This is a genomic window from Novosphingobium mangrovisedimenti, assembly GCF_025153475.1.
GTDB classification, from domain to species: domain Bacteria; phylum Pseudomonadota; class Alphaproteobacteria; order Sphingomonadales; family Sphingomonadaceae; genus Novosphingobium; species Novosphingobium mangrovi_A.
On record NZ_JANZXA010000004.1, the window covers coordinates 22,208 to 47,294 of the forward strand.

Here is a 25,087-nt window from a genome sequence, read left to right on the forward strand (position 1 = left end):
CTTCAAACCTCGCGCAGGCGCGGCATCAGTTCCACGAAGTTGCAGGGCCGGTTGCGGCTGTCGAGCTGTTCGGCAAGGATGCCGTCCCAGCCGTCCTTCACCGCGCCGTTGGAGCCGGGCAGGGCGAAGATATAGGTCCCGCGCGAAACCACGGCCATGGCGCGGCTCTGTACGGTCGAGGTGCCTATGGTCTTGTAGGAGAGCCAGCGGAACAGTTCGCCAAAGCCCGGGATTTCCTTTTCCTTGACCCGGTCGAGCGCCTCGGGGGTCACGTCGCGGCCGGTGAGGCCGGTGCCACCGGTGGAAATGATGGCGTCGACGCTCTTGTCATCGATCCAGTTGTTGAAGCGGTCGGCGATGCGGGCGGCATCGTCCTTTTCGATCGCGCGATAGGCCAGCTTGTGCCCCGCGTCCTTGATCCGCTGCGCCAGAATGTCGCCCGAAGTGTCCTCGTCCGGGCCGCGGGTGTCGGAAATGGTCAGCAGGGCGATGTTGATGGGCTTGAAGGTACGCTCTGTATCAATGGCCACGCAATATCGCTCCGTTCGCCGCCATGCGCACTCCCTGCGATCCCGAAAGGCCGGGGAACGTGGGCCACATGTCCTGTGCCAGCGCCATGCGGCTTTCCGATGGGCCGCCGGCCTGACGCTCGTACATCCAGTAATTGCGCAGGACAATGTTCACGTAGCCGCGCGTTTCCCAGTAGGGCAGCGATTCCATCCACAGCAGCGGATCGCCCTGGTCCTTCACTTCGGTGTTCCAGCGCGTGACGGGCGAGAGGCCGGCGTTGTAGGCGGCCATGACCTTGGGCAGCAGGCCCTGCGTGCCCCTGGCATCCTTCAGCATTTCGAGGTGCTGCTGGCCGAAGGCGAGATTGACCTCGGGCTTGTTGAGGTCGCTGGCCGAACCCGAGACGCCGATGTCGGCGGCATGGTCCTTCGCAGCGGAGGGCATGATCTGCATCAGTCCGCGCGCACCGGCGGGGCTGACGACGCCGGCGCGGAACAACGATTCCTGCAGCGTGTGCGCATAGACAAGCGCCGGATCGACCTTCCAGCCGCCCACCGGCGTCCACTTCGGCGTCGGGAAACGCGTCGCGGGTTCGGGCTTGCCGCCGTAGGGTGCGTTGTAGGCCATCCACAGCTGGGTGGAGGGCAGGCCGAGGTCGCGGGCCAGACGGGTCAGCGGCTCGTACTGCGAGGCGTCGCCGATACGGGCCTGATGGCGCAGCACCTCGTCGGCAAGGCTGTCTTCGCCGATCTCGGCAAGTTCGACGGCGGTGCGGACATTGGGGTTGGAGCGCAGGCGCTGCCAGTCCGACTGGGTAAAGTCGGCCTCGGCATGCTGTTCGGGCAGCGTTATGCCGAGCTGTTCGGCTGCGAGCATGCCATAAAGCGTCTCGTCGCGCCGGGCGGCATCGCGCAGCACTTTCGCGGCCTTGTCGGGGCGGCGCTGCCGGACGTAGGCCCGGCTCTGCCAGTATTGCGCGGCGCTGACCAGTTCGGCGTTCCCGGACGTGCGTTCGACCTTGCCGAAGGCATCGGCGGCGCCGTCGTAATCGCCCAGGCGCCATGCTGCGAGCCCTGCGGTCCACCAGGCTTCGCCGACCCATGGGCCGCTGCCGAGCGCGGCCATCTGCGCCATCTGGTAGGCTGAGGCGTCCTGGTTCTCTATGTAGAAGCTCCAAGCCACGCGCTGGCGCCATTCGGCCCGGCTGGCGTCGCTGAGACCCGCATCGATGCCGTCGAGCAGGACGCGCGCGCCCATCGGATCGTCGTTCTTGATGCGGTCGAGAATGCCTGCCGAGATCGTGTCCGGCATCGTGCCATCGTTGATCGAGGCCGGGCGCACGCGCTTGGGCATCGAGGGCAGGCGCGCGAACTGCTGCTCGCTGGGCAGGTTGGGCACGCTGTCGGCACCGCGCTTGAGCGCCAGGCGGCTGATGCGGTCGGCGCCGGGCAGCTCCGTGCCCTGGGACAGCCAGTCCTGCAGGTCGGGCAAGGCGATCCGGGGCGATCCGGCGGCGAGGTAGTATTCGGCGCGCGCCTGCTGATGCAGCGGGCCATCGGGACGGTCTGCCAGCATCTTCTGCACCGTCGTCCAGTCCTTGGAATCGATCGCGTCGAAGATCTGCTTGTAGTAGGTGCGGTCGTCCTGGCTCAGCAGCGAGGGCACGGCGGTTCGATCCGCGCGCGTGCGGAAGTAGTCTACCGCCGCGCTGTTGGCGAAAGCCGGCGTCGCTGCCGCCATTGCCACGGCGGCAAGGCCGAGGCCCGCAAACCATCCTGACCTGATCTTCATGTTCCAGTCATGTCCCCGCATCGCGCGATACCTTTGCCCGTTCCCGCGCCAGTCCCGGCGTGGACGCAACCTGTCGTTCAGGCTGCGGTCCACTCGAGCCAGGCTTTCCAGAGGACCGGCTTTGCGCGCGGTTGTCGCATCAGCGCAGGCAGGCCCCAGGAGGCAAGCATGGGTACCGTTCGTTCATGTTGGTTAAATTTTCGTAAAACGGCAGGGCGTTGCGGCAATTCGTGGCCGAGAAGCGGCAGGATGTTGCCGCCGAGCACAAGCAGCCGCTCCGGGGCCACCAGTGAGACATGATGCGTCAGAACTTGCCCTATTCCGCGCTCTGCCAGCGCGTTCCAGTCGGCTGCCGGAGTGTGACGCGGCAGGGCGCTGGCAAGGTACACGTCCTCGCGCCGCATGCCGAAGGCGCCGAGCATGGCATCGAGCAGCTTGCCCTGAGGGCCGGACAGCAGGACATCGCGATCGTCTGCCTCCGGTTCCTCGACCACGACCATGAGCCTTGCCCCCTTGGCGCCGCTCGGCGCGATGCGGGCACTCATGCCGCCGTCGTCCAGCAGCGGTTCGCCCAGCCACCAGGGGTGAAAGGCGGCGAGATCCTGCGGCAGCACCGCGGGGTCGATCTGTGTCGGGGGCGGCGGCGCGGCTTCGGCCGCTGCGCGGGCGGCCCGCCGTTCGATCGCGGCGCGCTGCTCCGCGCGTGCGTCCTGTCCTTCGAGTTCCGGCGTGGCCAGCCATTCGCGCGGTTCGTCAAGAAAGTCGCAATCGACGCCCGCCTCTCGCCACCAGTCGAGCGCGCCTGTAATATCGGCCAGAAAATCGGGATTTGCCGGATGATCCATCAGAGCGGGTCTTGACCTGCCGCGTGCAAGCAATCAAGGCACGTTGGGAATTTAATCGGGCGGCTAAAGGGTCCGATCAACAGGTTTCGGGGGATACCCATGATTGAACGCGAAGAGATGCCTTATGACGTCGTCATCGTCGGTGGCGGGCCCGCCGGCCTGTCAACGGCGATCCGGCTCAAGCAGGTGGACCCTGAACTGCAGGTCTGCGTACTGGAAAAGGGCTCGGAAATCGGCGCGCACATCCTTTCGGGCGCGACCGTCGATCCCAAGGCACTAGACGAGCTGCTGCCGACCTGGCGCGAGGACGGCTGCCCGCTGGCCGAGACCCCGGTGACCGACAACTGGCACTGGCACCTTACCAAGGGCGGCAAGTTCTCGATCCCGCACATCATCCAGCCGCCTTTCATGTCGAACCACGGCAACTACACCGGCTCGTTGGGCAACCTGTGCCGCTGGCTGGGTGAAAAGGCCGAGGAACTGGAAGTCGAGATCTTCCCCGGCTTCCCCGCCGCCGAAGTGCTCTATGACGACAACGGCGCGGTGATCGGTGTGCAGACCGGGGACATGGGCGTCGATCGCGAGGGCAATCCCAAGGGCGATTTCCAGCCGGGCATGAACCTGCTGGGCAAGTATACCGTGTTCTGCGAGGGCGCGCGCGGCCACCTGACCAAGCGGCTCAAGGCCAAGTACGACCTCGAGGCCGATTGCCAGCCGCAGATCTACGGCCTGGGCATCAAGGAACTGTGGGACATCGATCCCGACAAGCACGTTCCCGGCCGCGTGATCCACACGCAGGGCTGGCCGCTCAGCGAGAACGACGCCTGGGGTGGCGGCTTCCTCTATCATCAGGCCGGCGGTCAGGTCGCGCTCGGTTTCGTGACCGCGCTCGATTACAAGAACCCCTACATCTACCCGTTCGAGGAATTCCAGCGCTGGAAGCAGCACCCGCAAATCCGCGCGATCCTCGAAGGCGGCAAGCGCGTCGCCTATGGCGCGCGCGCGATCAACGAGGGTGGCTGGCAGTCGGTGCCGCAGTTGGCTTTCCCGGGCGGCGTGCTGGCGGGCTGCTCGGCCGGTTTCGTCAACGTTCCGCGCATCAAGGGCACGCACACCGCGATGAAGAGCGGCATGCTCGCCGCCGAATCGATTGCCGCGGCGATCAAGGCGGGCCGCGAGCAGGATGCGCTGATGGAATACGACGCGGCGGTGCGTGAAAGCTGGATCGCCAAGGAACTGAAGCTCGTGCAGAACGCAGAGCCGATGGTTGCCAAGTGGGGCGGCGAACTGGGCACGATCCTCGCGGGGACCGACATGTGGCTGCGCACGCTGTTTGGTTTCGGCCTTGCCAAGCCGATGAAGCATCACACCGATGCCTCGTGCCTGGAGCGCGCCGATCTCTACAAGCCGATAGACTATCCCAAGCCCGACGGCGAGATCAGCTTCGACCGCCTGACCAGCGTCTCCTACTCGTTCACCAACCACGAGGAAGAGCAGCCCTGCCACCTGCGGCTGAAGGATCCGACGGTTCCCACCGAGATCAACCTGCCGGTCTATGCCGGGCCTGAAGCACGCTATTGCCCGGCGGGCGTCTACGAATTCGTCGATCCGGACGGCAGCGGCATGCGCCTGCAGATCAACGCGCAGAACTGCGTCCACTGCAAGACCTGCGACATCAAGGACCCGACCCAGAACATCGAATGGGTCACGCCCGAAGGCGGCGGCGGCCCGAACTATCCGAATATGTAATCCTCCCCGTCCCGGGGAGGGGGACCATGCGAAGCATGGTGGAGGGGCACAGTCGGTTTACGCGCCCTCGAAAGACAACGCAGGCGGTTTGCGTGACGCTGGCCGCCTGCTAGCCTCCCGCCCATGATTACGGGTCCCCGCCGCACTCTCAAGCACGCGCGGAAGTTGCGCAGCGAGATGTCGCTGCCCGAGGTCATGCTCTGGCGCGAACTGCGCAAGCGTCCGGGCGGGTTGAAGTTCCGCCGCCAGCATCCGGCGGGGACTTTTATTCTCGATTTCTATTGCGCCGCAGCCGGTCTCGCGATCGAGGTTGACGGCATGGCGCACGACTCTATCCGGGCTGCCGAGGCGGATGCTGCAAGGTCGCGGTTCCTGCGCTCACAAGGTGTCGCGACCTTGAGGGTTCCGGCAAAGGTGGTTCTTGAGGACGTGAACGTGGCGGTTTTGCGCATTGTCGAGGTTTGTGAGGGGCGCTTGCAGAGAGGCGGGGAGGTGCGGCTTGTGCCCCTCCACCATCCTGCGGATGGTCCCCCTCCCCCGGCGGGGGAGGATGCATGAACGAAACCGCCTATGCCAAGATCAACCTTGCGCTGCATGTCCGCAGGCGGCGCGAGGACGGCTATCACGATCTGGAAACGCTCTTCGCCTTTGTCGATGGCGGCGACAGGCTATCAGCCACGTCTGCCGGGCAGGACAGCCTGACGACCCACGGCGAATTTGCCGGGAAGATCGACGATCCCTTCGGCAACATCGTCGCCAAGGCGCTTTCCGCCCTGCCGCACGGGGAGGGCTGGGCGGTCACGTTGGAAAAGCGCCTGCCGGTGGCGGCGGGGCTGGGCGGCGGGTCCGCCGATGCCGGGGCGGTGTTCCGCATGGTGGAGGGCAGCCATGGCCTGCCCGATGACTGGCACGCCCGTGCGGCATCGCTTGGTGCCGATGTTCCGGCCTGCGTCCTGTCGCGCCCTTGCGTCGGCACGGGGACCGGCACCGAACTGGAAGAAGTTGCCGAGAACGATCTGGCGGGATGCCCGGTCCTGCTGGTGAACCCGCGCGCGCCAGTGCCGACGGGGCCGGTGTTCAAGGCATGGGACCAGCTCGATCGCGGGCCGATGCCCAAGGGCACCTTGCGGGAAATTGCGCTGCAAGGGCGCAACGATCTCGAAGCGCCCGCCATCGCCATCTGTCCGGTGATTGCCGATGTGCTGACCGCACTGCGCGAGACGGGCCCGTTCCTCGCCCGCATGTCCGGTTCGGGCGCGACCTGCTTTGCGCTCTACGACAGTGAGGCTGCTCTGAAGGCGGCAGCGGAAAAAATCGCATCCGCGCATCCCGGCTGGTGGCAAATGGCGGGAAAGCTGCGATAATCCCGCCCATGCAGTCCCCCGAGATTACCGAAGCCTATCGCATCGTCGGCGCCCCGCGTTTCGGCGGCATCCTTGTCGTGGCCGATCATGCCTCCAACCGCGTTCCCGATGACATCGCTCTCGACATCGCGCCGGAATTGATGGACGAGCACATTGCCATCGACATCGGCGTGGGCGGCATTGCCGAACGCATGGCGGAGCGGCAGGGCACGGCGGCGCTGCTCGGCAATGTCAGCCGCCTCGTCTGCGATACCAACCGCACCGAACAGGACCCGGCTGCGATTCCCGAGGCCAGCGATGGCCATGCGATCCCCGGCAATCTTGGCATAGACCGCGAGGCGAGGCTCGCGCGCTTCCATCGGCCGTTCCACGACAAGCTGACAGATCTGCTCGAAAGCACCCCGCCCGCGTTGACGCTGATCCTGCACAGCTACACCCCGTGCCTTGCCAGCAAGCCCGAGGAAAAGCGCCCCTGGCACTGCGGCCTGCTCTACGACGAGGACGATCGCGGCGCGCGTCTGGCGCAGCCGCTGCTGGAAGCCGAAGGGCTGATCGTGGGCGACCAGCTTCCCTATTCGGGCAAGGTCTATAACGCGGCGATAGAACGCCATGTCGAAAGCGAAGGGCGTCCCTATCTCTACATAGAGATCCGGCAGGACCTCATCGCTGATGACGCCGGACAAGCCGAATGGGCCGTGCGTCTTGCGCGGATCTGCAATAAAGTTGCGCTGGAAATGGGCGCCTGAGGCCACTTTTTGCTTCGATTGAGGCCCCTTGTGGAGTAGGGGCGCGAGCAAGACCCCGCGCATTTCAGCGCGCAAACCGATCGGAGTTTCCCGCATGCCCGCCTATCGTTCCCGCACTTCCACCCACGGCCGCAACATGGCCGGTGCGCGCGGTCTGTGGCGCGCGACGGGCATGAAGGACGCCGACTTCGGCAAGCCGATCATCGCCGTGGTCAATTCCTTCACCCAGTTCGTGCCCGGCCACGTCCACCTCAAGGACCTCGGCCAGCTCGTCGCCAGCGAGATCGAGGCGGCGGGCGGCGTCGCCAAGGAATTCAACACCATCGCGGTCGATGACGGCATCGCCATGGGCCATGATGGCATGCTCTATTCGCTGCCGAGCCGCGACCTGATCGCCGACAGCGTCGAGTACATGGTCAACGCGCACTGCGCCGATGCCATGGTCTGCATCTCCAACTGCGACAAGATCACGCCGGGCATGCTGATGGCCGCGCTGCGCATCAACATTCCGGTGGTCTTCGTCTCGGGCGGGCCGATGGAAGCAGGTAAGGTGATCCTCAAAGGCAAGGAGCACGCGCTCGACCTCGTCGACGCCATGGTTGCCGCCGCCGACGAGAGCTACACCGACGAGGAAGTGAAGAGCATCGAGCGCTCGGCTTGCCCGACTTGCGGCTCGTGCTCGGGCATGTTCACCGCCAATTCGATGAACTGCCTCACCGAGGCGCTGGGCCTGTCGCTGCCAGGCAATGGCTCGATGCTGGCGACGCATGGCGACCGCGAGGTCCTGTTCCGCGAGGCCGGGCGTCTCGTCGTCGACTTGTGCCAGCGCTATTACGAGCAGGACGACGAAAGCGTCCTGCCGCGCGCCATTGCTGGTTTCGGCGCCTTCGAGAACGCGATGAGCCTCGATATCGCCATGGGCGGATCGACCAACACCGTGCTCCACCTGCTCGCCGCCGCCAACGAGGCGGGCGTGGACTTCACCATGCAGGACATCGATCGGCTGAGCCGCAAGGTGCCCTGCCTGTCCAAGGTCGCCCCCGCCAAGGCCGACGTGCACATGGAAGACGTCCACCGTGCGGGCGGCATCATGGCGATCCTGGGCGAACTGGACCGTGCCGGCCTGCTGCACAGCGACCTGCCGACCGTTCACGCCAAGACGTTGGCCGATGCGCTCAACCGCTGGGACATCGCGCGCACCAACGACGCCTCGGTGCAGGAATTCTTCAAGGCCGCGCCGGGCGGCGTGCCGACGCAGACCGCTTTCAGCCAGTCGCGCCGCTGGGACGAACTCGATCTCGACCGCGAGAACGGTGTCATCCGCAACAAGGAGCATGCCTTCAGCCAGGACGGCGGTCTCGCGGTGCTCTATGGCAACATCGCGCGCGACGGCTGCATCGTGAAGACGGCCGGCGTGGACGATTCCATCCTGAAGTTCACCGGCACAGCGCGCGTCTATGAAAGCCAGGACGCGGCAGTCGCAGGCATTCTGGGCGGGCAGGTTCAGGCCAACGACGTCGTCGTGATCCGCTACGAAGGGCCGCGCGGCGGGCCGGGCATGCAGGAAATGCTCTATCCCACCAGCTATCTGAAATCGAAGGGGCTGGGCAAAGCCTGCGCGCTGCTGACCGACGGGCGTTTTTCGGGCGGCACCTCGGGCCTGTCCATCGGTCACGTCTCGCCCGAGGCGGCCGAGGGCGGCGAGATCGGCCTTGTCGAGAACGGCGACACGATCGAGATCGACATCCCGAACCGCACCATCAACCTCATGGTCTCCGACGAGGGCCTCGCCGAACGGCGCATCGCTCAGGAAGCGCGCGGGGACAAGGCATGGTCCCCGGTCCACCCGCGCCAGCGCAAAGTCTCGGCCGCGCTGCAGGCCTATGCCGCGATGACCACCAGCGCCGCTAGGGGCGCCGTGCGCGACGTTACGCAGCTCAAGCGCGGGTAAGGGCGTTGCGCGGCGTCCGTCCTTCGACAGGCTCAGGACGAGCGGGGTTTGAAAAGCCCCGTCCGCTCATGCTGAGCTTGTCAAAGCATGTTGGTGCCGCGTTGGTCCTCTTTCTCGCCGCCTGTTCCTCCAGCAGCGAACCGCCGCCGGTCGCCGCCGGGGACGAGCACATTGCCTGCGCGGTGGGCGGATCTGCGGAATTGGCTGAAGTCTGCTCGGTCGAACGGTCCGAAAAGGACGGCAAGCTCACGCTGGTCGTCCACCATCCCGATGGCGCCTTCCGCCGTTTCGACGTCAAGACCGACGGCACCGGCCTTGTGGTGTCGGACGGCGCCGAGGAAGCCCGCATGACGCTGGTGGACGGCAAGCTCGACGTTACGGTCGGGCCCGATCGCTATGTGTTCCCTGTCACGACGAAGGCCGCAGATGCCGAAAGCTGACCAGATCCTCACCGTCACGCAGATGCGCGAGGCAGAGCAGGCGCTGATCGATGCGGGTTCCAGCGTCGATGCGCTGATGCAGATCGCCGGGCGCGGCGCGGCGGACTGGGTCTGGCGCATGGCCGCGCACCGCAAGGTGACGGTGCTGTGCGGTCCGGGCAACAACGGTGGCGATGGCTATGTCATTGCCGAAACGATCCGCGAGCGGGGCGGGCAGGTGTCTGTCGTGGCGGCGACCGAGCCGAAGACCGATGCGGCGCGGAACGCCCGCGCGCTCTACGGCGGCGAGGTGCTGGCTCCCGGCGCGGAGGTGAGCGGAGACGTGCTGGTCGATTGCCTCTTCGGCAGCGGGTTGACGCGGCCGCTCTCTCAGGACCTGTTCGACCTCCTGACCGGCCTTGCCGCGCACCATCACCACTGCGTGGCGGTCGACCTGCCGAGCGGTGTGCAGTCGGACAGCGGCATGCTGCTCAATGAAGGCTTGCCGCAGTATGACCTGACGATTGCGCTGGGGGCGTGGAAGTTCGCGCATTACCTGATGCCGGCATCGGCCATTGTCGGCGCGCTCCGGTTGGTTCCGATCGGTGTGGCGCCAGTCGAGGGCGCGGCCACGGTGCTTGGTGCCCCGCGGATCGCGGCGCCTGATGCCGATGCGCATAAGTACCGGCGCGGGCTGCTGGCCGTCGTCGGTGGTCGCATGCCCGGGGCCGCCCTGCTGGCCGCAAGGGCCGCGCAAGGGGGCGGGGCAGGGTACGTCAAGCTCTTCGCCGACAGCCATGACAATGCGCCTGCCGATCTCGTGGTCGAAACCGGGCCGCTTTCCGAAGTGCTGACCGATGACCGCAACAGCGCCGTTCTGGTCGGCCCCGGCCTCGGCCGCGATGGTGAGGCGCGCGAGCGGCTGGCGGTGGCGCTGGCCGATCCGGTGGCGGCGGTCGTAGATGCCGATGCGCTGGTGCTGCTGACCCCGCGCGCGCTGGCCGAGCGCGCCGCGCCGACCATCGCCACGCCGCACGAAGGCGAACTCGCCGCACTGGAGCGGGCCTTCGAACTCGATGGCGCAGGCAGCCGCCCCGAACGCGCGCTGGCACTGGCGCGGGCGAGCGGCATGATCGTTGTCGCCAAGGGCCCCGATACCGTGATTGCCGCGCCTGACGGCCGTCTTGCCTGCGCCCCGCGCGCGACCTCATGGCTTTCCACCGCCGGGACCGGCGATGTTCTGGCGGGCGTGATCGCCAGTCGCGTGTCGAACGGGATTCCCGCTTTCGAGGCGGCCTGCGAGGGCGTCTGGCTGCATGGCGAGGCGGCGCGGCTGTGCGGCGCAGCCTTCACCGCCGGGCAACTGGCGGCGAAAGTGCCCGAGGCGCTCGCCGCATACCTGTAAATTTCAGCCCGCTCGTGCTGAGCTTGTCGAAGCACGTTCGGTGCGCCACATACCGCCCTTCCGACAGGCTCAGGGCGAGCGGATTTTTAATACCATGAGTGAAACCGAAGAAATCCTGCGCATCGCCTCCAAGGGCGACGGCGTCACGGCCTCCGGCCGCTTTGCCTGGGGCGCGGCGCCGGGCGATCTGCTGCGCGAGGACGGCACCCTCGAATGGGGTCCGCACCATGTCGAGCCGGCGTGCCGTCATTTCGGCCGCTGCGGGGGATGCCAGTTGCAGCAGCTCGACGAGGAGAGCCTGACGGCCTTCGTCGAGGCGCGCGTGGCCAATGCCTCGGCCTCGCAGGAACTGGGCGCCGAGCACATCGCGCCGCCGCACCTCTCGCCGCCCGGCACGCGTCGCCGCGCCAGCCTGCGGGCAGAAAGTTCGGGCGGGCGGATCGTCATCGGCTTTCGCGAGGCGAAATCGCACCGGCTTGTCGAGCTGGAGGAATGTCCCGTCCTCGCGCCCGAACTCACCGCGCTGCTCGGTCCCTTGCGCAAGCTGCTCATCACCATGGGCAAGGCTGCTCCCGCGAAGAAGGGTGGTAAGGGAAGGCCCGGCAAGCATCAGCAACAGCGCATGGCGGCCGACATCGAGATGACGCTTGTCGAACAGGGCGTCGATCTCGGCGTGAAGGGCCTGACCGCCGAAGGTCTCGCCGCGACCGAGGCGATGCTGGCCTTTGCGCAGGAACACGGCCTTGCCCGCCTTACCATGGACGGCGGCTATGGCTTCGAGACCGTGTGGGAGCCCGTGCCGGTAACGGTGAAACTGGGAGAGGTCTCGGTGCCGTTCCCGCCGGGTTCCTTCCTGCAGGCCACGCTCGACGGCGAGCAGGCGCTGGTAGGGGCCGCGCGCGAATGGCTGGAAGGCGTGCCCACCGTGGCGGACCTGTTTTCCGGCCTTGGCACTTTCGCGTTCGCGCTGGCGGGGCCCGGCACCAAAGTGCTCGCTGCCGAGGCTGCGCGCGATGTCCATCTGGCCTGCAAGTCGGCCGCCGAGCGGGCGCAGATGCAGGTCTTTGCCATGCACCGCGACTTGTTTCGCAATCCGCTGCAGGCAGACGAACTCTCCAAGTTCGCCGCCGTCGTTCTCGATCCGCCCCGCGCCGGCGCGCGCGAGCAGGTGGAGTGCATCGCGGATTCGGACGTCGAGCGCGTGGTCTATGTCTCGTGCAATCCGTCGAGCTGGTCGCGCGATGCGGCGCGGCTGGTGGAGGCGGGCTTCCGGCTGGCGGAGCTGCGGCCGGTGGGCCAGTTCCGCTGGTCGACGCATGTGGAACTCGCCAGCCTCTTCGTGAGGGGCCAGTGAGCGTCGCCTTCCGCCGCGAGGGCGATGACGAGCATCTCGAGCCCAAGTTCGAGATCCCGATCCCGCCCGGGCCCAACCTTGTTACGGCGCGTGGCAAGGCGCTGATCGACGCCAGGGTTATTGAAATGGAAGCCCGGGTCGCAGCGGACCTCGATGAAACCGCGCTAAAGGCGGCCAAGCGCGACCTGCGTTACTGGCAAACCCGGCAGGTGACGGCTGAAGTCCAGCCCGTGCCCGATGGCAGCGTGGTCGCCTTCGGAACCCGCGTCACGTTCCTGCTCAACGGCAAGGAACGCGTGCTGGGGCTGGTCGGCGATGACGAGGCCGATCCGGCGGCAGGGCTGGTTTCTTTCTCGGCACCGCTCGCCCGCGCGCTGATGGGGGCGGAAGAGGGCGAGTTGCTGCCCTTCAACGGCCGCGAGGATGCGATCGAGGTGCTGGCGGTGGATGCGCTTTAGACGGGCGCTCATACAACGCTTGCTTTCCCAAGCATGTTCGCAAGCCTGACTATGGCGAACTTTTTGGGGTATTCAGCGGACTTCCCTGGAATAGGTCTGCGTCTGTCCGCACAGTGATCGAGATGGTGGAAGATGACAGAGGGCATTGAAACACTGAGCGAGCGGGAAAGGGAGACTCTGCGTCTTCTCCTTGGCGGTCACGATGCGAAGTCGATAGCCCGCGAACTGGGATTGTCGGTTCACACGATCAACGAACGTCTCCGCGAGGCCCGCAAAAAACTAGGGGTTTCCAGTAGCCGTGAGGCCGCACGGCGCCTGGCGGAAAGCGAACGGGCCACCCCCCATTTTCTGGGGGACAAGGTTTTGGGGGATGCGGGTGCCGCTCCCCGCGATGAAAGACATGGGCAGTCCGAAAAGCGCCAGACGGTGGGTTACCGCCTCGTCTGGCTCGGTGGAGGAATGCTTATCATGTCACTTATCATTGCCGCTGCTGTGCTCTCATCGACGTTGGCGGGAAGCGCCAGCAAGCAGGCGCCATTGCCTGAGCAGGGTCCGGTTGCCGAAAGTGTCGATGGCAGTGCTGACGCTGTCGTCGTGCAATCGGCACGTGCATGGGTCAGTTTGCTGGACGAGCAACACTGGAGTGAAGCCTGGCATCAGGCGGGAACAGCTTTCCGATCCAAGATAACCGACGAACAATGGGTTTCGATCATTTCAACGGTCCGGAACCCGCTTGGGGCCACGTCCTGGCGCACGGTTCAGAGTGTCTTGAAGACCAACGCCGTTCCGAACGCGCCCAAGGGCGAATATCGGATCATCAAGTTTCAGACGGACTTTGCTCAAAAGAACGGGGCAATCGAAACTGTTGTCCTGTTCAAGGAGGGCGCGGATTGGAAAGTGGACGGGTATTTCATCCGCTGATCTTCCGGATCTGGCGGAGCGGGGTGGCTGTCAGGCCCCGCCCGCCTTGTCCATCAGGTCCATGAAGTCGCGCGCGGCGTTGCGGTCGTCTTCGTTGTCGAAGGCGACGTCGAGATCGGGCGCGCCGCCGAACATGTACATAAGCGTCCACAGCGCGAAGCGGCGGCCCTTGTCCTTTTCCATGCCGAAATCGACGCGCATTTTCTCGACGCCCGCTTCCAGCGCGCCGGGTGCGATGGCGGCGGGATCGTCGGTGCCGAAGTAGCGGCGCAGCTGGTCGTCGAAGTCCATTTGAAGCCTATACCAAGATTCGTTGTTCGAGGTGTCAGTATTCGACATTCGTCATTGCGAGTTGCCGAAGACAGCGAGGCAATCCAGCGCCGCGTAAGCCGCGCTGGATTGCTTTGCCTACGGCTCGCAATGACGAATGGGGATGAGGCAATGCCTTGCTGGCTACCGGCTCAGAACATCGCCAGAGCCGCGCGGGCGACCAGGAACATCAGGCAGAAGCTGGACAGTGCGAAGACGCCGAAGCGCAGGTTCACCTTGTTGATCGTCGCCTGAATGATTGAGTGGATCACCCGCAGACCGAAATAGGCCCATCCGACCTGCGCATTGAGCCCGTCGCCCTGACCGATGATGGCGAGCACGATGGCGACTGCATAGAATACCGTAGGTGCTTCATGCAGGTGGTTGTAGTTGTGGGCTTTCCACTGGACCTGCGCGGGCAGGATATTGTCGAGCGACATGCTCGGATCGTCGACCAGTTCCTCGGGATCGATCTTTGTCGCGCCAAGGGCGGGGATACGCGTTCCAAAGAGCCAGAACCACATGACCATGGTCCACGCCGCCAGCGCGACCACCGGTTGCAGGATTGCCATTCCGACCATTTCTCGTTCCCCTCAGTTGTGCTTGCAGCGTCGACCGGGCGATCGGGCTTGTCAATCGGTCCCGGTCAGAACCGCGGCGAAAGCGGCGGCGTCGACATTGCCGCCTGTCAGCACCACGGCGGTGCGCGGCGCGAGGTCCACCTTGCCGGCAAGGACCGCCGCCAGCGCCGCCGCGCCGCCCGGTTCGACGACGAGGCGCAGTTTCTCGAAGGCGAGGCGCTGCGCCGCCCGCACTTCCGCCGGCGTGACGACAAGGCCGAAGGGGCAGCGTTCGCGCAGGATCTCGAAGTTGATCGGGCGCGTTGCCTGGGTCTGCAGGGAATCGCAGGGCGTGGGCGGCGCATCGGCGGAGACGTGCTGGATCGTACCCTCGGCCAGGCTGCGGCACACGTCGTCCCAGCCTTCAGGCTCGACCGGCACGACCGCCGCGTCGGGGCAGGCCAGCGCCAGTCCCGCAGTCAGCCCGCCGCCGCCGCAGGGATTGACGATCAGGTCCGGCTGGCCATCCATCTGTCGCGCCAGCTCGATGCCGATGCTGCCCTGTCCCTCGATCACCCAGGGGTCGGCATAGGCGTGAACCAGGGTGGCCCCGCGCTCCGAGCACACCCGCTCTGCCACTTCGTCGCGGTCCTTGCCGCCGGGCCGGTCGTAGAGAATGATCTCGGCACCCAGCGCGCGGGTGTTTGCGAGCTTCACCGCAGGTGCATCGTTGGGCATGACGATGGTCGCCGCGATGCCGAGTTCGCGGGCGGCCCAGGCGACGCCCTGCGCGTGGTTGCCGCTCGATACGCCGACGACGCCGCGCGCGCGTTCCGCGTCCGAAAGCGCGGTCAGGCGATGCCAGCCGCCGCGAATCTTGAAGGCGCCGATCGGCTGCAGGCATTCGGCCTTGCACCACACGGTCCGCCCTTCGACGTCGAGCGGGAGCAGCGGCGTGGGTGGCAGGATTTCGGCGATCTTGCGGGCAGCGAGGGCCACGCCTTCGGCAGTCGGGGAACGAGTCATGCGAAGCGCAATAGCGTCAGCGGGTTAGACGCACCACCTGATAGTAGCCCAGAGGACCGCGCAGCACTTCCGCGCGCAGGCCGTGGGCATGGGCGAGCCGTTCCGCGACTTGCGGCAGGTCGCGCCGGGGCGAGACGTGGAAGCGGCCGAGCCAGCCGTCCAGCATCCGGCGCAGCAGGTCGGGCATGCCGTCGCAGTCGCCGAAGTCCACCACGTGCAGCGAGCCACCCGGCGCCAGCGCGGCGGCGGCGCGGGTGAGGCAGGCCTGCCATCCGGGGATCATCGAGAGCGCATAGGAGAGCACAACGCGGTCGAAGCCTTCGCGTCCGAACAGCGCCGATGCATCGAAATCGGTTGCATCGCCCAGTGCCAGCCGGCCTTCGGTGCCGAGCCGCTTGCGCGCGTTCTTGAGCATCTCAGAAGAGATGTCGAGCCCGTGGCAGTGCACGCCAGGCCAGGCCTTGCGGATCAGCTCTAGATTGCGCCCGGTGCCGCAGCCCAGTTCGAGTACGGCCATGCCAGGGTGGCAGTCCAGCTCACGGATCAGACGGTCGCGGCCGAACAGGTAGTACTTGCGGGTGAAGTCGTAGATGTGGCGCTGGCCGCGATAGACCTTGTCCATCAGCGCGGCATGATCGGGCGTGGGCACGCTCGCCATCGGGTCAGTCCTTCAGGACGTAGAGGTGGACACCGCCGTAGATCGACGAACGGTCGGCCAACGTCGCGGCCTGCGATTCCGCCTCGCGGTAGTCCCACTTGTCGAGGATCGCATCGGGCACGCGGCCCGGCAGCAGCGAGGGTTCGGCGGCGGTGCGGAACAGCACGCGCGCGCCGGGGCGGGCGGTACGGGTGATCTGGCTCCACAGCTCGGTGAGCTGCTCGTCGGTCATCCAGTCCTGCGCGTCGAGCAGGATGTAGCGGTCGAGCGAGGCTTCGCCGCTTTCGGCCAGGACGTGGACGAAATTGGCATGGCGCAGGTCGAGCCGGTCGAGCCGGTCGCGTACCAGCGGCAGGTTGGCGGCCTGCAGGTAGGGCGGCAGCGGGGCTTCCTCGGTCTTGCCATAGGCGCGCCCGAAGGCCTGCCAGGCGAAGTAGTTGTCGTTGACCGGGAAGTGGCAGGCCAGCTTTTCGAGGCGGGCGCGCAGCACGTCGGCCATGCGCTGCTCGCCAGCCAGCGCGTCGTACTGCGCGGGGGGAATGCCGAGGCCGAACAGCGAGGCGGGGTGGTTGGTCAGCCAGCGCACCAGCTTGCGCTCGAAGATCGGGGCGAAGCGCTCGTCGAACACGCGGCGCTGGTCTTCCAGCGACCCGGCGCCGAGGATTTCGCTCGGGTCGATCTTGTAGAGGCGGGCCAGCTTGTGGGCTACGCCGATGAAGTTGCCGAGCAGCCCGTGGCGGTAGATGCCCTTGGTGAAGGCCTTGATCCGGCGGCGGCCGACGAGATCGCGGCCTTCCCAGTAGCGGCGCGTTTCCTCGTCGAGGTGCGGGGCAAGCCGCTCGCGGTAGGTCGCGAGGTTCTCCGGATGATCGGCCTCGGCGATGAAGCGGCGCAGATCGGCATAGTCGGTGAGGTGCCGGATCGCGGTGTGCTTCAGATTGTTGAGCGCGATATGCGCGGTGTTGAGGTCGACCACGGTGATCCCGGCGGGATCGGCGGTGAGATAGGAGAGGGCATTGCAGCCGCCGCTGGCGATGGTGATGATGCGGCTGTCCGGCCGGATCTGCAGCGCTTCCATGTCGGCAACCGGGTCTTCCCAGATCTGCGCATAGACGAGGCCCTTGAAGGCGAGCGCGAAAGCCTTGTCGAGCAGGCGCGCCGCGCGCGGGCTTTCATGGCGGACGACGGCGCCTTCGATGAGTTTGGAGCCGGCCTGGTTGGGTGCAGTCTTGGACATGTGGCGGTGATCCCCCGCGCCTGAAACAGTTTCCCGCACTTGCGGCGCAGGCATGACCGGGTGATGACGCCGCGATGTCAGATTATGACAGTTTGCGTGCCGGTTGAGTTGTCACACAGGCGTTCTATATGCGCGTGTTCGTATATGGCCTCCCGAAGGAGATGGATTGGTGAGCAAGGTTCTGGTGATCGGCGCAGGTGGCGTCGGCTCGGTCGCGGTTCACAAGATGGCGATGAACCCCGAAATCTTTTCGGATATCCATCTGGCCAGCCGCACGGTTTCCAAGTGCGATGCGATCGCCGCATCGGTGAAGGAACGCACCGGCGTATCGATCAGCACTTACGCGATCGATGCCGATGACGTGGAGGCGACCAGCGCGCTGATTCGGTCGATCGGGCCGAAGCTGGTGGTCAACCTGGCGCTGCCCTATCAGGATCTGGCGATCATGGATGCCTGCCTGGCGACCGGCGTGAACTATCTCGACACCGCCAACTACGAACCGCGCGACGTCGCCAAGTTCGAGTATTCCTGGCAGTGGGCCTATCAGGAGCGGTTCAAGGAAGCAGGCCTGATGGCGCTGCTGGGTTCGGGCTTCGACCCGGGCGTGACCAGCGTCTTCGCGATGTGGCTGAAGAAGCACAAGCTCAAGACCATCCGCAAGCTCGACATCCTCGACTGCAACGGCGGCGACCACGGCCAGCATTTCGCGACCAACTTCAACCCGGAAATCAACATTCGCGAAGTCACCGCGCCGGCGCGCCATTGGGAAAACGGCGCGTTCGTCGAGACTCCGGCGATGAGCACCAAGGTCTCGTTCGACTTCGAGGGCGTCGGCCCCAAGAACATGTACATGATGTACCACGAGGAGCTGGAAAGCCTCGCCAGGTTCCTGCCCGAACTGGAGCGCGGCCGTTTCTGGATGACTTTCGGCGATGCCTATATCCAGCACCTGACCGTGCTGCAGAACGTGGGCATGACCCGCATCGATCCGGTCATGTACAACGGCGTCGAGATCATCCCGCTGCAGTTCCTGAAAGCCGTGCTGCCCGAGCCCGCCTCGCTCGGAGCGACGACCAAGGGCAAGACCAACATCGGCGACATCGCCACCGGCGAAGCGCTCGACGGTTCGGGCGAGAAGACGTTCTACATCAAGAACATCTGCGACCACGAGGAAGCCTTTGCCGAAACCGGCAACCAGGCGGTGAGCTACACCACCGGCGTTCCGGCGATGATCGGCGCGGCCATGGTGCTCACCGGCAAGTGGAGCGGCCCAAATGGTGAGGGCGGCGTGTTCAACATGGAGCAGATGGACCCCGATCCGTTCATGGACATGCTCAATACGCAAGGGTTGCCGTGGACGGTCGAGGAACTGAGCGAACCGCTGCCGTTCTGATTGGCGCCGCGTGGGTCAGCCCGTCTGGCGGATGATCCTTTGCGCGAGGCCTGGTGCCCAGCGGTGTATCCGGCGCAGCCAGCGGACTTTGCCGACATCGACAATGGCGCGGCGCTGCGCGATCCCGGCGAGGATTTCGCGTGCAGCTCGTTCGGGCGAAAGTTTCGCGCCGCCGCGCTCACGCGTCATGGGCGTGTCGACCAGTGGCAGGAAGGCTTGCAACACCTTGACCGGTGTATGGGAAAGCTGCGCGCGCAGCGATAGCGAGAGACTGTCGAGTCCGGCCTTGGTGGCGCAATAGACTGCCGAATCCACTTTTGGCACGATGGCGAGTCCGGAATTGACGTTCAGCACGAAGGGATCGCGGGCCTCCAGCAGGTCCGGCAGAAACAGCGCGATAAGTTCGGCAGGCGCCGTCAGGTTCACCGCGATCTCGCGAGCGATGGACGCAAAATCGAAGTCAGGGGCGGTGAAATGCGGCGTGCATTGGATCGCAGCGCAATTGATCAGGCCATGAAGCGGGCCGGAGGACACTTGTTCCCGCACGGCGACCGGACCGTTTCGTGTGTCGAGGTCCGCCTCGATGAAGGCGATGTCGGGCCACTCTGCCAGCAGCGCCTCGCTGCGTTCCGAGTGGCGACCGACTACGGTCAGCCGGTTGCCGGTGGCGAGGAGTTGCACGAGTTCACGGCCAATGCCGGACGTGCCCCCGGTGATCACGATGCGGTTGCGCTTGTCTTCCATAGCCCGCTGATGGAAGGGGAAGAGCGGTCTGTAATTAACCCGGGTTAAGCGATGATGCTCGATGAGATCGTGTCCGGCAAGGGCACGGAAATCGTCTGCCTGACAGGCGAACATGTCTTCCTGCAGGGAGACGTGGATCGCTGGGTCTATTTCGTCGAGAAAGGGCTCCTGAAGGCGTTTTACCTCGATCCCGACGGGCGTGAACATATCAAGTCGCTTCTGGTTCCGGGGGCGGCAATCGGCAGTCTGGTGGCGCTAACCGGCGGTGGACGGTGCAGTTTCGGGTTGCGGGCGATTGCGGACAGCCGGCTGCGCGCTGTTCCTTATGCCGCGCTGAAAGAGGTCGCAGACCATGATCTTGGCACGGCCCGGCAAGTTATGGCGGTGTTGACGGAGCTGGCGATGCGCAAGGAAAAGCGCGAGTACGAATTGCTCTGCCTTAGCGCCGAAGAGCGCTACGAGCGGTTTCTCGATGAAGTGGCGCCGCGCGCGCCGGGGCTGAGTCAGATGGACATTGCCGCCTATCTCGGTATCACCCCTCCCGCCCTCAGCCGGATCAGGCGGCGGCGTGGCATGACCTCCAGACGCGGAAGTGATTGACGGAAATGGAAACCAGAGCCGGCGATCCGGGCGCCTTTGCCAATTTCGACCTGTCGCGCGTCGACAGTCCCGCCTTTGTGGTCGATGCCGCGAAGCTGCGCGACAACCTGCGTATCCTGCAGGACATCGGCGAGCGGTCCGGCGCCAAAGTGCTGGCCGCGCTCAAGGCGTTCTCGATGTGGTCGACCGCGCCCATCATCGGCGAATACCTCGACGGCGTGTGCACTTCGGGCCTGTGGGAAGCGCGGCTGGCCGGCGAGTTCTACGACGGTGAAATCGCGACCTATTGCGCGGCCTACAAGCCCGATGAACTCGACGAGATCCTGCGCCTGTCGGACCACGTGATCTTCAATTCGCCGCAGCAGATCGAGCGCTGCTGGGCGATCATCGAGGCGGCCCGCGCGCGCGGCGAGGATTTCGACATCGGCCTGCGCCTCAACCCGCTGCAGCCCGAGGGCGAGGTGCCCAAGTACGATCCCAGCGCCCCGCATTCGCGGCTGGGCTTTCCCATCGACCAGCTGACCGAAGAGCATGTCGAGCTGGTCGACGGGTTCCATGTCCACAACTTGTGCGAGCAGGACTTCGAGCCGCTCCGGCGCACCTGGGACAAGGTGTTCGACTACCTCGAACCCTGGTTCGGCCAGTTCAAGTGGATCAACCTGGGCGGCGGCCACCACATTACCCGCGCCGATTACCAGCGCGAGGAACTGGTGGAGTTCCTGCGCGACGTGGCCGACGACACCGGGGCCGAGGTCTATATCGAACCGGGCGAGGCCGTGGCGCTCGATGCCGGCATTCTGGTGGGCACCGTGCTCGATCTTGGCTGGAACGGCATGCCGGTCGCCGTGGTCGACATCTCGGCCACCTGCCACATGCCCGACGTGATCGAAGCTCCCTATCGCCCCGCCATGCTGGGTGAATTGCCGATCGAGGACGACCGGATGGTGGACGAGGGGCAGGGCGGGGCCGTGCGGCTTGGCGGGCCTTCGTGCCTCGCGGGGGACGTGATCGGCGACTACCGTTTTCCCGAACCGGTCCAGCCGGGCCAGCGCTTCGCCTTCCTCGACCAGGCGCATTACTCGATGGTCAAGACCACGACCTTCAACGGCGTGCCACTGCCGTCGATCTGGCTGTGGGACTCGGAAACCGACTCGCTCGAATGCATCCGCCGCTTCGACTACGAGGACTTCCGCGACCGACTGAGCTGAGGGGGCGCGCTGGCGGCACTTCGCACCGTCCGTCTCATCGCTGCCCCGGCCGGTCCTGAGCCATGGCGAATCGCCGGGAGCGTTTCCGCTTGCTCATGCGTTGAGGGTTTGTCGGCGCGCGGCACGTTCGTGTCTGGCAGGATGTTCACCCTCATGGGAGGAGGCCGTGGAACACGCTGGTTTTACAAGAGAACTGCGCCATTCACGGGACGCTGAAGGCCGTCTGTGGCAGGTCTGTGACATTTTTGTGAACCGGTCCGATTTTCACTTGCGATTCATGAACGCTATCCTATATCCGCCCCCTCGCTGCCCCATGGGGACTTCCAAACCGCAAGGCAGCTTCGTCTCTGTGTTGTCTTGGCCGCATGGCCTATTGGGGGTCCCTTGAGTTGCACCAGTATCCTGACGCACCGGCTGTAGCGCGCGCCCTGGCGCCCGACGAACCCGTTATCCTCAATCGCCCGCACGCTGCCGCGCGCGCTGCCCGTTTCTTCGCCACGAAGTTTCCGGGCAAGTCGCTCTATGCCGTGAAGGCGAATCCCTCGCCCGATCTCGTGCAGATCCTGTGGGACAACGGCATCACCCACTATGACGTCGCCTCGATCAACGAGGTGCGCATGGTGCGCGGTGTCCTGCCGCAGGCGACCTTGTGTTTCATGCACCCGGTCAAGACCGCGAGCGCGATCCGCGAGGCCTATTTCCAGCACGGCGTGCGCACCTTCAGCCTGGATACCCAGGAAGAGGCAGACAAGATCGTTGCGGCCACCACTGACGCCGAGGGCAACCCGGCGAAGGACCTGCGCCTCTGCGTGCGTCTACGCGTATCGTCCGAATATTCGGAACTGAGCCTCGCCTCCAAGTTCGGCGTCGATCTGGCCGATGCCGGGGCGCTGCTGCAGTCGACCCGTCAGGTTGCCGACTGGCTGGGCGTGTGCTTCCACGTCGGTTCGCAGGCGATGACGCCGTTCGCCTATGTCCAGGCGCTCGAACGCGCGCGTGCGGCGATTGCCGACGCGGGCGTGGTTATCGACATGATCGACGTCGGCGGGGGCTTTCCCTCCTGCTATCCCGGCATGGAACCGCCGCCGCTCGAAGATTACTTCGCGATCATCCACCGCCACTTCGAGGCGCTGCCGATTGCCTACAACGCCGAGCTGTGGTGCGAACCCGGTCGTGCGCTGGCGGCTGAGTACAACTCGCTGATCGTCAAGGTCGAGAAGCGCCGCGGCGACGAGCTCTACATCAACGATGGCGCCTATGGCGCGCTCTACGATGCGGCCCACGTGGCATGGCGTTTCCCGGTGCGGCACATCGCGCGCGAGGAAACCAACGACAACGCCGCCATCGACGTTGCCGACCTGCAGGCCTTTTCGTTCTATGGGCCGACCTGCGACGATGCCGACTTCATGGAGGGGCCCTTCATGCTGCCGGCGGAAATCAAGGCTGGCGACTGGATCGAGGTGGGCATGCTCGGCGCCTATGGCGCGGCCATGAAGACCGCGTTCAACGGCTTCGGCGGTGCACAAGTCGTCGTTGTGACCGACGAGCCGATGGCCAGCCTCTACACCGGCCGGCCGGACCCTCGCGTGTCGGACAACGTCGTCTCGCTGCGCTGACAGGGTATCGGCGATCAGGATCAGGAAGCCCCCGGATCGGAGACGGTCCGGGGGTTTTCTTTTTTTAACGTGCGCCGACCCGGGTGGGCCGACTAGTCTTGCGCTTCTGACGCCCACGGAGGGGATGGATGTTGCAAGTCATGCTGCTGGCGGGGGCCTTGCTTCCTGCGTGTACACCGATCGACGGCGCCGACACCGTATTTGCGGACAAGTCGGTCGAATGGATCGTGATAGGCGAGTCTCACGGCACGAAGGAAACACCTGAGGTATTTGCCGACCTGCTCTGCCTTGCCGCGGTGCAGGGACGAAAGCCGGGCGTGGCTCTGGAAATGCCCGAGACGATGGCTGCGGATCTTGATGCCTATCTTGCCTCGGACGGCGGTCCGGGCGCGCGAAAGGCGCTGCTCGCACACGATTTCTGGCAGGGTCCGGTAAAGGATGGCCGGTCCAGCGCGGCGATGATCGACCTGCTGGAAACGCTGCGCAAGCAGATGCAGGCTGGCCGGATCGCGGCCGTGGTTCCCATCCAGCCCTCGGGGCGGGCCCTGCGTTCCGCTGAATATGAGCGCGCAATGGCCAAGAATGTCGAGAAGGCCCGGACGGGCAAAGGGGCTGATCTCACGCTGGTGCTCGTCGGAAATTTCCATGCGCGCCTTGCGTCTGGAGGCGCGCGCGGGCCGGGCTACCTGCCGATGGCCGGCTTCCTCCCGCAAGGCGCGACGCGCAGTTTCAACGCAACCGGCAATGGCGGGGCGGAGTGGAATTGCGTGCTGCTCTCGGGCGCAAAGGAGGGGGCGGAGCCGAAGTGCGGTATGCACGACTGGGGGCCTGCCCGCACGAAACGCCCTCGCGGCATCGTTTTCGCCACGTCCGACAGGGCCGGATATACCGGGTGGCTGAATATGGGGCTGATGACGACCGCTTCACCGCCTGCGGTACCCTTTCGCGAAGAGACCGAAGGTCGCTGAACTTCAGGGTCGACACGCTGCATGCAGTCCGGCGGACCTGGATGCAGCGTGTCGACGTTTGACGGCTATCCGTTGGCGAACAGGTCCTTGAAGCGGTGCGGTTGGCAGCGCAGGAACTGCGGGGCCGCGTGCACCTGTGCGCCAAGCGCCGCGGCGGCATGCCATGGCCAGCGCGGGTCGTAGAGCACGGTGCGGGCCAGTGCGATCATGTCGGCATCGCCGGTGCCCAAGATCGCCTCGGCCTGCTCGGGTTCGGTGATGAGGCCCACGGCAATGACCGGGACCGAGACGGCCTCTTTCACGCGGCGGGCGAGGGGAACCTGATAGTTCGGTCCGATCGGGATGGCCTGCGCCGGGTGCAGGCCGCCGCTTGAGACGTGCATGGCGGAAACACCGCGTGCTTCCAGCGCCTTTGAAAAGGCGATGGTCTCTTCGATGTCCCATCCGCCTTCGACCCAGTCGGTGCCCGAAACGCGGACCGTCACCGGCTTTTCGGCGGGGAAGGCGGCGCGCACGGCGTCGAAGACTTCGAGCGGGAAGCGCATGCGGTTTTCCAGGCTGCCGCCGTATTCGTCGGTGCGGTGGTTGGAGAGCGGCGAGAGGAACTGGTGCAGCAGGTAGCCGTGCGCCGCGTGGATCTGGATCGCATCGATCCCGAGCCGCGCGGACCGGCGGGCGGCTTCGGCAAAGGCATCGCGAATGCGGGCGAGGCCGGCGCCGTCCAGTGCCTCGGGGGCGTTTTCGTGGGGCTGGAAGGGAATGTCGGAGGCTGAGACCGTCTGCCAGCCATTGGGCGCATCGGGGGCGATCTGCCCGCCGCCGTCCCAGGGGCGGGCGGTGCTCGCCTTGCGTCCGGCATGGGCAAGCTGGATGGCGATCGGTATGTCCGACCAGCGACGCACGGTCTGGAGCACCTTGGCCATGGCCTGCTCGGTCTCGTCGCCCCACAGGCCGACATCGGCGTAGGAGATGCGCCCTTCCGGCGTGACCGCGGTCGCTTCGATGGTGAGGATACCCGCGCCCGAGAGCGCGAGATTGCCCAGATGAATGGCGTGCCAGTCCGTCATCCGGCCATCCTCGGCCGAATACTGGCACATCGGGGCGATGACGATGCGGTTGGACAGGGTGAGATTACCGATGGTGATCGGCTCGAACAGCTTGGCCATGCATTTGTCCTTGTATCTCGCCATGCGCGATCGGGGGGAGAAAGGGAGGGGAGACCGCGCCGGCCCGGGACACGTGGTGTCCGCATCCC

25 protein-coding genes are annotated in these 25,087 nt (G+C 65.7%); 15 read left to right on the forward strand and 10 right to left on the reverse strand.

Annotation, left to right across the window (positions count from 1 at the left end; translation table 11 throughout):
* Window positions 1–2: 2 nt before the first annotated feature.
* The 3 genes from moaB to NZK81_RS07290 all read right to left on the reverse strand — a co-directional run bounded on the left by moaB (window position 3) and on the right by NZK81_RS07290 (window position 3,146).
* Window positions 3–530 carry a molybdenum cofactor biosynthesis protein B gene (moaB, locus tag NZK81_RS07280; RefSeq protein ID WP_260045400.1) on the reverse strand — a complete coding sequence of 176 codons (528 nt, stop codon included), beginning with the start codon at window positions 528–530 and terminating at the stop codon, window positions 3–5.
* A complete protein-coding gene (locus NZK81_RS21615; protein ID WP_311202072.1) occupies window positions 520–2,301 on the reverse strand; it encodes a lytic transglycosylase domain-containing protein in 1,782 nt (593 codons plus the stop codon). Before NZK81_RS21615 ends, moaB begins: the two co-directional genes overlap by 11 nt.
* A gap of 77 nt (window positions 2,302–2,378) precedes the next feature.
* Window positions 2,379–3,146, reverse strand: a complete 768-nt coding sequence (locus tag NZK81_RS07290; protein ID WP_260045402.1) for a uracil-DNA glycosylase family protein — start codon at window positions 3,144–3,146, stop codon at window positions 2,379–2,381.
* Window positions 3,147–3,245: 99 nt separating this feature from the next.
* Between NZK81_RS07290 and NZK81_RS07295 the strand changes: the two genes are divergently transcribed.
* The 10 genes from NZK81_RS07295 to NZK81_RS07340 all read left to right on the forward strand — a co-directional run bounded on the left by NZK81_RS07295 (window position 3,246) and on the right by NZK81_RS07340 (window position 13,513).
* Entirely contained in the window at window positions 3,246–4,895 is a 1,650-nt protein-coding gene (locus NZK81_RS07295; RefSeq protein WP_260045404.1) for an electron transfer flavoprotein-ubiquinone oxidoreductase, read from the forward strand.
* 123 nt (window positions 4,896–5,018) lie between these two features.
* Complete coding sequence (locus NZK81_RS07300; protein ID WP_260045406.1) at window positions 5,019–5,453, forward strand: endonuclease domain-containing protein; 435 nt, start codon at window positions 5,019–5,021, stop codon at window positions 5,451–5,453.
* Window positions 5,450–6,259: a 4-(cytidine 5'-diphospho)-2-C-methyl-D-erythritol kinase gene (locus tag NZK81_RS07305; protein WP_260045408.1), complete on the forward strand. Its 810-nt coding sequence runs from the start codon at window positions 5,450–5,452 to the stop codon at window positions 6,257–6,259. The genes NZK81_RS07300 and NZK81_RS07305 overlap by 4 nt, the downstream gene beginning before the upstream one ends.
* An 8-nt stretch (window positions 6,260–6,267) precedes the next feature.
* A complete protein-coding gene (locus NZK81_RS07310) occupies window positions 6,268–7,005 on the forward strand; it encodes an N-formylglutamate amidohydrolase (protein ID WP_260045410.1) in 738 nt (245 codons plus the stop codon).
* A 94-nt stretch (window positions 7,006–7,099) separates the two neighbouring features.
* Window positions 7,100–8,956, forward strand: a complete 1,857-nt coding sequence (ilvD, locus tag NZK81_RS07315) for a dihydroxy-acid dehydratase (RefSeq protein ID WP_260045411.1) — start codon at window positions 7,100–7,102, stop codon at window positions 8,954–8,956.
* A gap of 101 nt (window positions 8,957–9,057) precedes the next feature.
* Entirely contained in the window at window positions 9,058–9,396 is a 339-nt protein-coding gene (locus NZK81_RS07320) for a hypothetical protein (protein ID WP_260045413.1), read from the forward strand.
* On the forward strand, window positions 9,383–10,780 hold the full coding sequence (locus NZK81_RS07325; RefSeq protein WP_260045415.1) for an NAD(P)H-hydrate epimerase: 1,398 nt from the start codon (window positions 9,383–9,385) through the stop codon (window positions 10,778–10,780). The genes NZK81_RS07320 and NZK81_RS07325 overlap by 14 nt, the downstream gene beginning before the upstream one ends.
* A 94-nt stretch (window positions 10,781–10,874) precedes the next feature.
* Window positions 10,875–12,134, forward strand: a complete 1,260-nt coding sequence (locus NZK81_RS07330) for a class I SAM-dependent RNA methyltransferase (protein WP_260045417.1) — start codon at window positions 10,875–10,877, stop codon at window positions 12,132–12,134.
* Entirely contained in the window at window positions 12,131–12,592 is a 462-nt protein-coding gene (locus NZK81_RS07335; RefSeq protein ID WP_260045419.1) for a GreA/GreB family elongation factor, read from the forward strand. Before NZK81_RS07330 ends, NZK81_RS07335 begins: the two co-directional genes overlap by 4 nt.
* A 132-nt stretch (window positions 12,593–12,724) precedes the next feature.
* Complete coding sequence (locus tag NZK81_RS07340; protein ID WP_260045420.1) at window positions 12,725–13,513, forward strand: helix-turn-helix domain-containing protein; 789 nt, start codon at window positions 12,725–12,727, stop codon at window positions 13,511–13,513.
* Between the two features lie 30 nt (window positions 13,514–13,543).
* Here NZK81_RS07340 and NZK81_RS07345 read toward each other — a convergent pair whose 3' ends face one another.
* From NZK81_RS07345 to NZK81_RS07365, 5 genes are all read right to left on the reverse strand, one after another.
* Entirely contained in the window at window positions 13,544–13,804 is a 261-nt protein-coding gene (locus tag NZK81_RS07345) for a hypothetical protein (protein ID WP_260045422.1), read from the reverse strand.
* A gap of 170 nt (window positions 13,805–13,974) precedes the next feature.
* Window positions 13,975–14,403: an MAPEG family protein gene (locus NZK81_RS07350; RefSeq protein WP_260045424.1), complete on the reverse strand. Its 429-nt coding sequence runs from the start codon at window positions 14,401–14,403 to the stop codon at window positions 13,975–13,977.
* A gap of 51 nt (window positions 14,404–14,454) precedes the next feature.
* Window positions 14,455–15,408, reverse strand: coding sequence for a threonine ammonia-lyase (locus NZK81_RS07355; protein ID WP_260045426.1), 954 nt, complete (start codon window positions 15,406–15,408; stop codon window positions 14,455–14,457).
* Between the two features lie 16 nt (window positions 15,409–15,424).
* Window positions 15,425–16,066, reverse strand: a complete 642-nt coding sequence (locus NZK81_RS07360; protein ID WP_260045428.1) for a class I SAM-dependent methyltransferase — start codon at window positions 16,064–16,066, stop codon at window positions 15,425–15,427.
* 4 nt (window positions 16,067–16,070) lie between these two features.
* A complete protein-coding gene (locus NZK81_RS07365; protein WP_260045430.1) occupies window positions 16,071–17,303 on the reverse strand; it encodes a BtaA family protein in 1,233 nt (410 codons plus the stop codon).
* Between the two features lie 169 nt (window positions 17,304–17,472).
* On the opposite strand from NZK81_RS07365, the gene NZK81_RS07370 reads away from it, so the two are divergent.
* Window positions 17,473–18,696 (forward strand): saccharopine dehydrogenase family protein, encoded by a 1,224-nt coding sequence (locus NZK81_RS07370; protein WP_260045432.1) that lies wholly within the window; start codon window positions 17,473–17,475, stop codon window positions 18,694–18,696.
* A 15-nt stretch (window positions 18,697–18,711) separates the two neighbouring features.
* Here the strand turns inward: NZK81_RS07370 and NZK81_RS07375 are convergent, their stop codons facing one another.
* Window positions 18,712–19,440 (reverse strand): SDR family NAD(P)-dependent oxidoreductase, encoded by a 729-nt coding sequence (locus NZK81_RS07375; RefSeq protein WP_260045434.1) that lies wholly within the window; start codon window positions 19,438–19,440, stop codon window positions 18,712–18,714.
* Window positions 19,441–19,494: 54 nt separating this feature from the next.
* On the opposite strand from NZK81_RS07375, the gene NZK81_RS07380 reads away from it, so the two are divergent.
* From NZK81_RS07380 to NZK81_RS07395, 4 genes are all read left to right on the forward strand, one after another.
* Window positions 19,495–20,040: a Crp/Fnr family transcriptional regulator gene (locus NZK81_RS07380; RefSeq protein ID WP_260045436.1), complete on the forward strand. Its 546-nt coding sequence runs from the start codon at window positions 19,495–19,497 to the stop codon at window positions 20,038–20,040.
* A gap of 5 nt (window positions 20,041–20,045) precedes the next feature.
* The gene (locus NZK81_RS07385) at window positions 20,046–21,248 is read left to right on the forward strand and encodes a carboxynorspermidine decarboxylase (protein WP_260045437.1); all 1,203 of its coding nucleotides are present in this window, start codon (window positions 20,046–20,048) and stop codon (window positions 21,246–21,248) included.
* Between the two features lie 389 nt (window positions 21,249–21,637).
* Complete coding sequence (locus NZK81_RS07390; RefSeq protein ID WP_260045439.1) at window positions 21,638–22,864, forward strand: type III PLP-dependent enzyme domain-containing protein; 1,227 nt, start codon at window positions 21,638–21,640, stop codon at window positions 22,862–22,864.
* A gap of 128 nt (window positions 22,865–22,992) precedes the next feature.
* The gene (locus NZK81_RS07395) at window positions 22,993–23,832 is read left to right on the forward strand and encodes a hypothetical protein (protein WP_260045441.1); all 840 of its coding nucleotides are present in this window, start codon (window positions 22,993–22,995) and stop codon (window positions 23,830–23,832) included.
* A 65-nt stretch (window positions 23,833–23,897) separates the two neighbouring features.
* Here NZK81_RS07395 and NZK81_RS07400 read toward each other — a convergent pair whose 3' ends face one another.
* Window positions 23,898–24,998 carry an NADH:flavin oxidoreductase/NADH oxidase gene (locus NZK81_RS07400; RefSeq protein ID WP_260045443.1) on the reverse strand — a complete coding sequence of 367 codons (1,101 nt, stop codon included), beginning with the start codon at window positions 24,996–24,998 and terminating at the stop codon, window positions 23,898–23,900.
* Window positions 24,999–25,087 lie beyond the last annotated feature (89 nt).

What these genes read in the sequence shown, in the direction of transcription:
- NZK81_RS07310 (WP_260045410.1), top strand. Translation starts at nt 6,268, where the DNA reads ATGCAGTCCCCCGAGATTACCGAAGCCTATCGCATCGTCGGCGCCCCG.
- NZK81_RS07365 (WP_260045430.1), bottom strand. Translation starts at nt 17,303, where the DNA reads ATGTCCAAGACTGCACCCAACCAGGCCGGCTCCAAACTCATCGAAGGC.
- NZK81_RS07325 (WP_260045415.1), top strand. Translation starts at nt 9,383, where the DNA reads ATGCCGAAAGCTGACCAGATCCTCACCGTCACGCAGATGCGCGAGGCA.
- NZK81_RS07290 (WP_260045402.1), bottom strand. Translation starts at nt 3,146, where the DNA reads ATGGATCATCCGGCAAATCCCGATTTTCTGGCCGATATTACAGGCGCG.
- NZK81_RS07305 (WP_260045408.1), top strand. Translation starts at nt 5,450, where the DNA reads ATGAACGAAACCGCCTATGCCAAGATCAACCTTGCGCTGCATGTCCGC.
- NZK81_RS07400 (WP_260045443.1), bottom strand. Translation starts at nt 24,998, where the DNA reads ATGGCCAAGCTGTTCGAGCCGATCACCATCGGTAATCTCACCCTGTCC.
- NZK81_RS21615 (WP_311202072.1), bottom strand. Translation starts at nt 2,301, where the DNA reads ATGAAGATCAGGTCAGGATGGTTTGCGGGCCTCGGCCTTGCCGCCGTG.
- NZK81_RS07300 (WP_260045406.1), top strand. Translation starts at nt 5,019, where the DNA reads ATGATTACGGGTCCCCGCCGCACTCTCAAGCACGCGCGGAAGTTGCGC.
- NZK81_RS07360 (WP_260045428.1), bottom strand. Translation starts at nt 16,066, where the DNA reads ATGGCGAGCGTGCCCACGCCCGATCATGCCGCGCTGATGGACAAGGTC.
- NZK81_RS07340 (WP_260045420.1), top strand. Translation starts at nt 12,725, where the DNA reads ATGACAGAGGGCATTGAAACACTGAGCGAGCGGGAAAGGGAGACTCTG.
- NZK81_RS07375 (WP_260045434.1), bottom strand. Translation starts at nt 19,440, where the DNA reads ATGGAAGACAAGCGCAACCGCATCGTGATCACCGGGGGCACGTCCGGC.
- NZK81_RS07385 (WP_260045437.1), top strand. Translation starts at nt 20,046, where the DNA reads ATGGAAACCAGAGCCGGCGATCCGGGCGCCTTTGCCAATTTCGACCTG.
- NZK81_RS07350 (WP_260045424.1), bottom strand. Translation starts at nt 14,403, where the DNA reads ATGGTCGGAATGGCAATCCTGCAACCGGTGGTCGCGCTGGCGGCGTGG.
- NZK81_RS07295 (WP_260045404.1), top strand. Translation starts at nt 3,246, where the DNA reads ATGATTGAACGCGAAGAGATGCCTTATGACGTCGTCATCGTCGGTGGC.
- ilvD (WP_260045411.1), top strand. Translation starts at nt 7,100, where the DNA reads ATGCCCGCCTATCGTTCCCGCACTTCCACCCACGGCCGCAACATGGCC.
- NZK81_RS07355 (WP_260045426.1), bottom strand. Translation starts at nt 15,408, where the DNA reads ATGACTCGTTCCCCGACTGCCGAAGGCGTGGCCCTCGCTGCCCGCAAG.
- NZK81_RS07395 (WP_260045441.1), top strand. Translation starts at nt 22,993, where the DNA reads ATGTTGCAAGTCATGCTGCTGGCGGGGGCCTTGCTTCCTGCGTGTACA.
- NZK81_RS07380 (WP_260045436.1), top strand. Translation starts at nt 19,495, where the DNA reads ATGCTCGATGAGATCGTGTCCGGCAAGGGCACGGAAATCGTCTGCCTG.
- NZK81_RS07330 (WP_260045417.1), top strand. Translation starts at nt 10,875, where the DNA reads ATGAGTGAAACCGAAGAAATCCTGCGCATCGCCTCCAAGGGCGACGGC.
- NZK81_RS07345 (WP_260045422.1), bottom strand. Translation starts at nt 13,804, where the DNA reads ATGGACTTCGACGACCAGCTGCGCCGCTACTTCGGCACCGACGATCCC.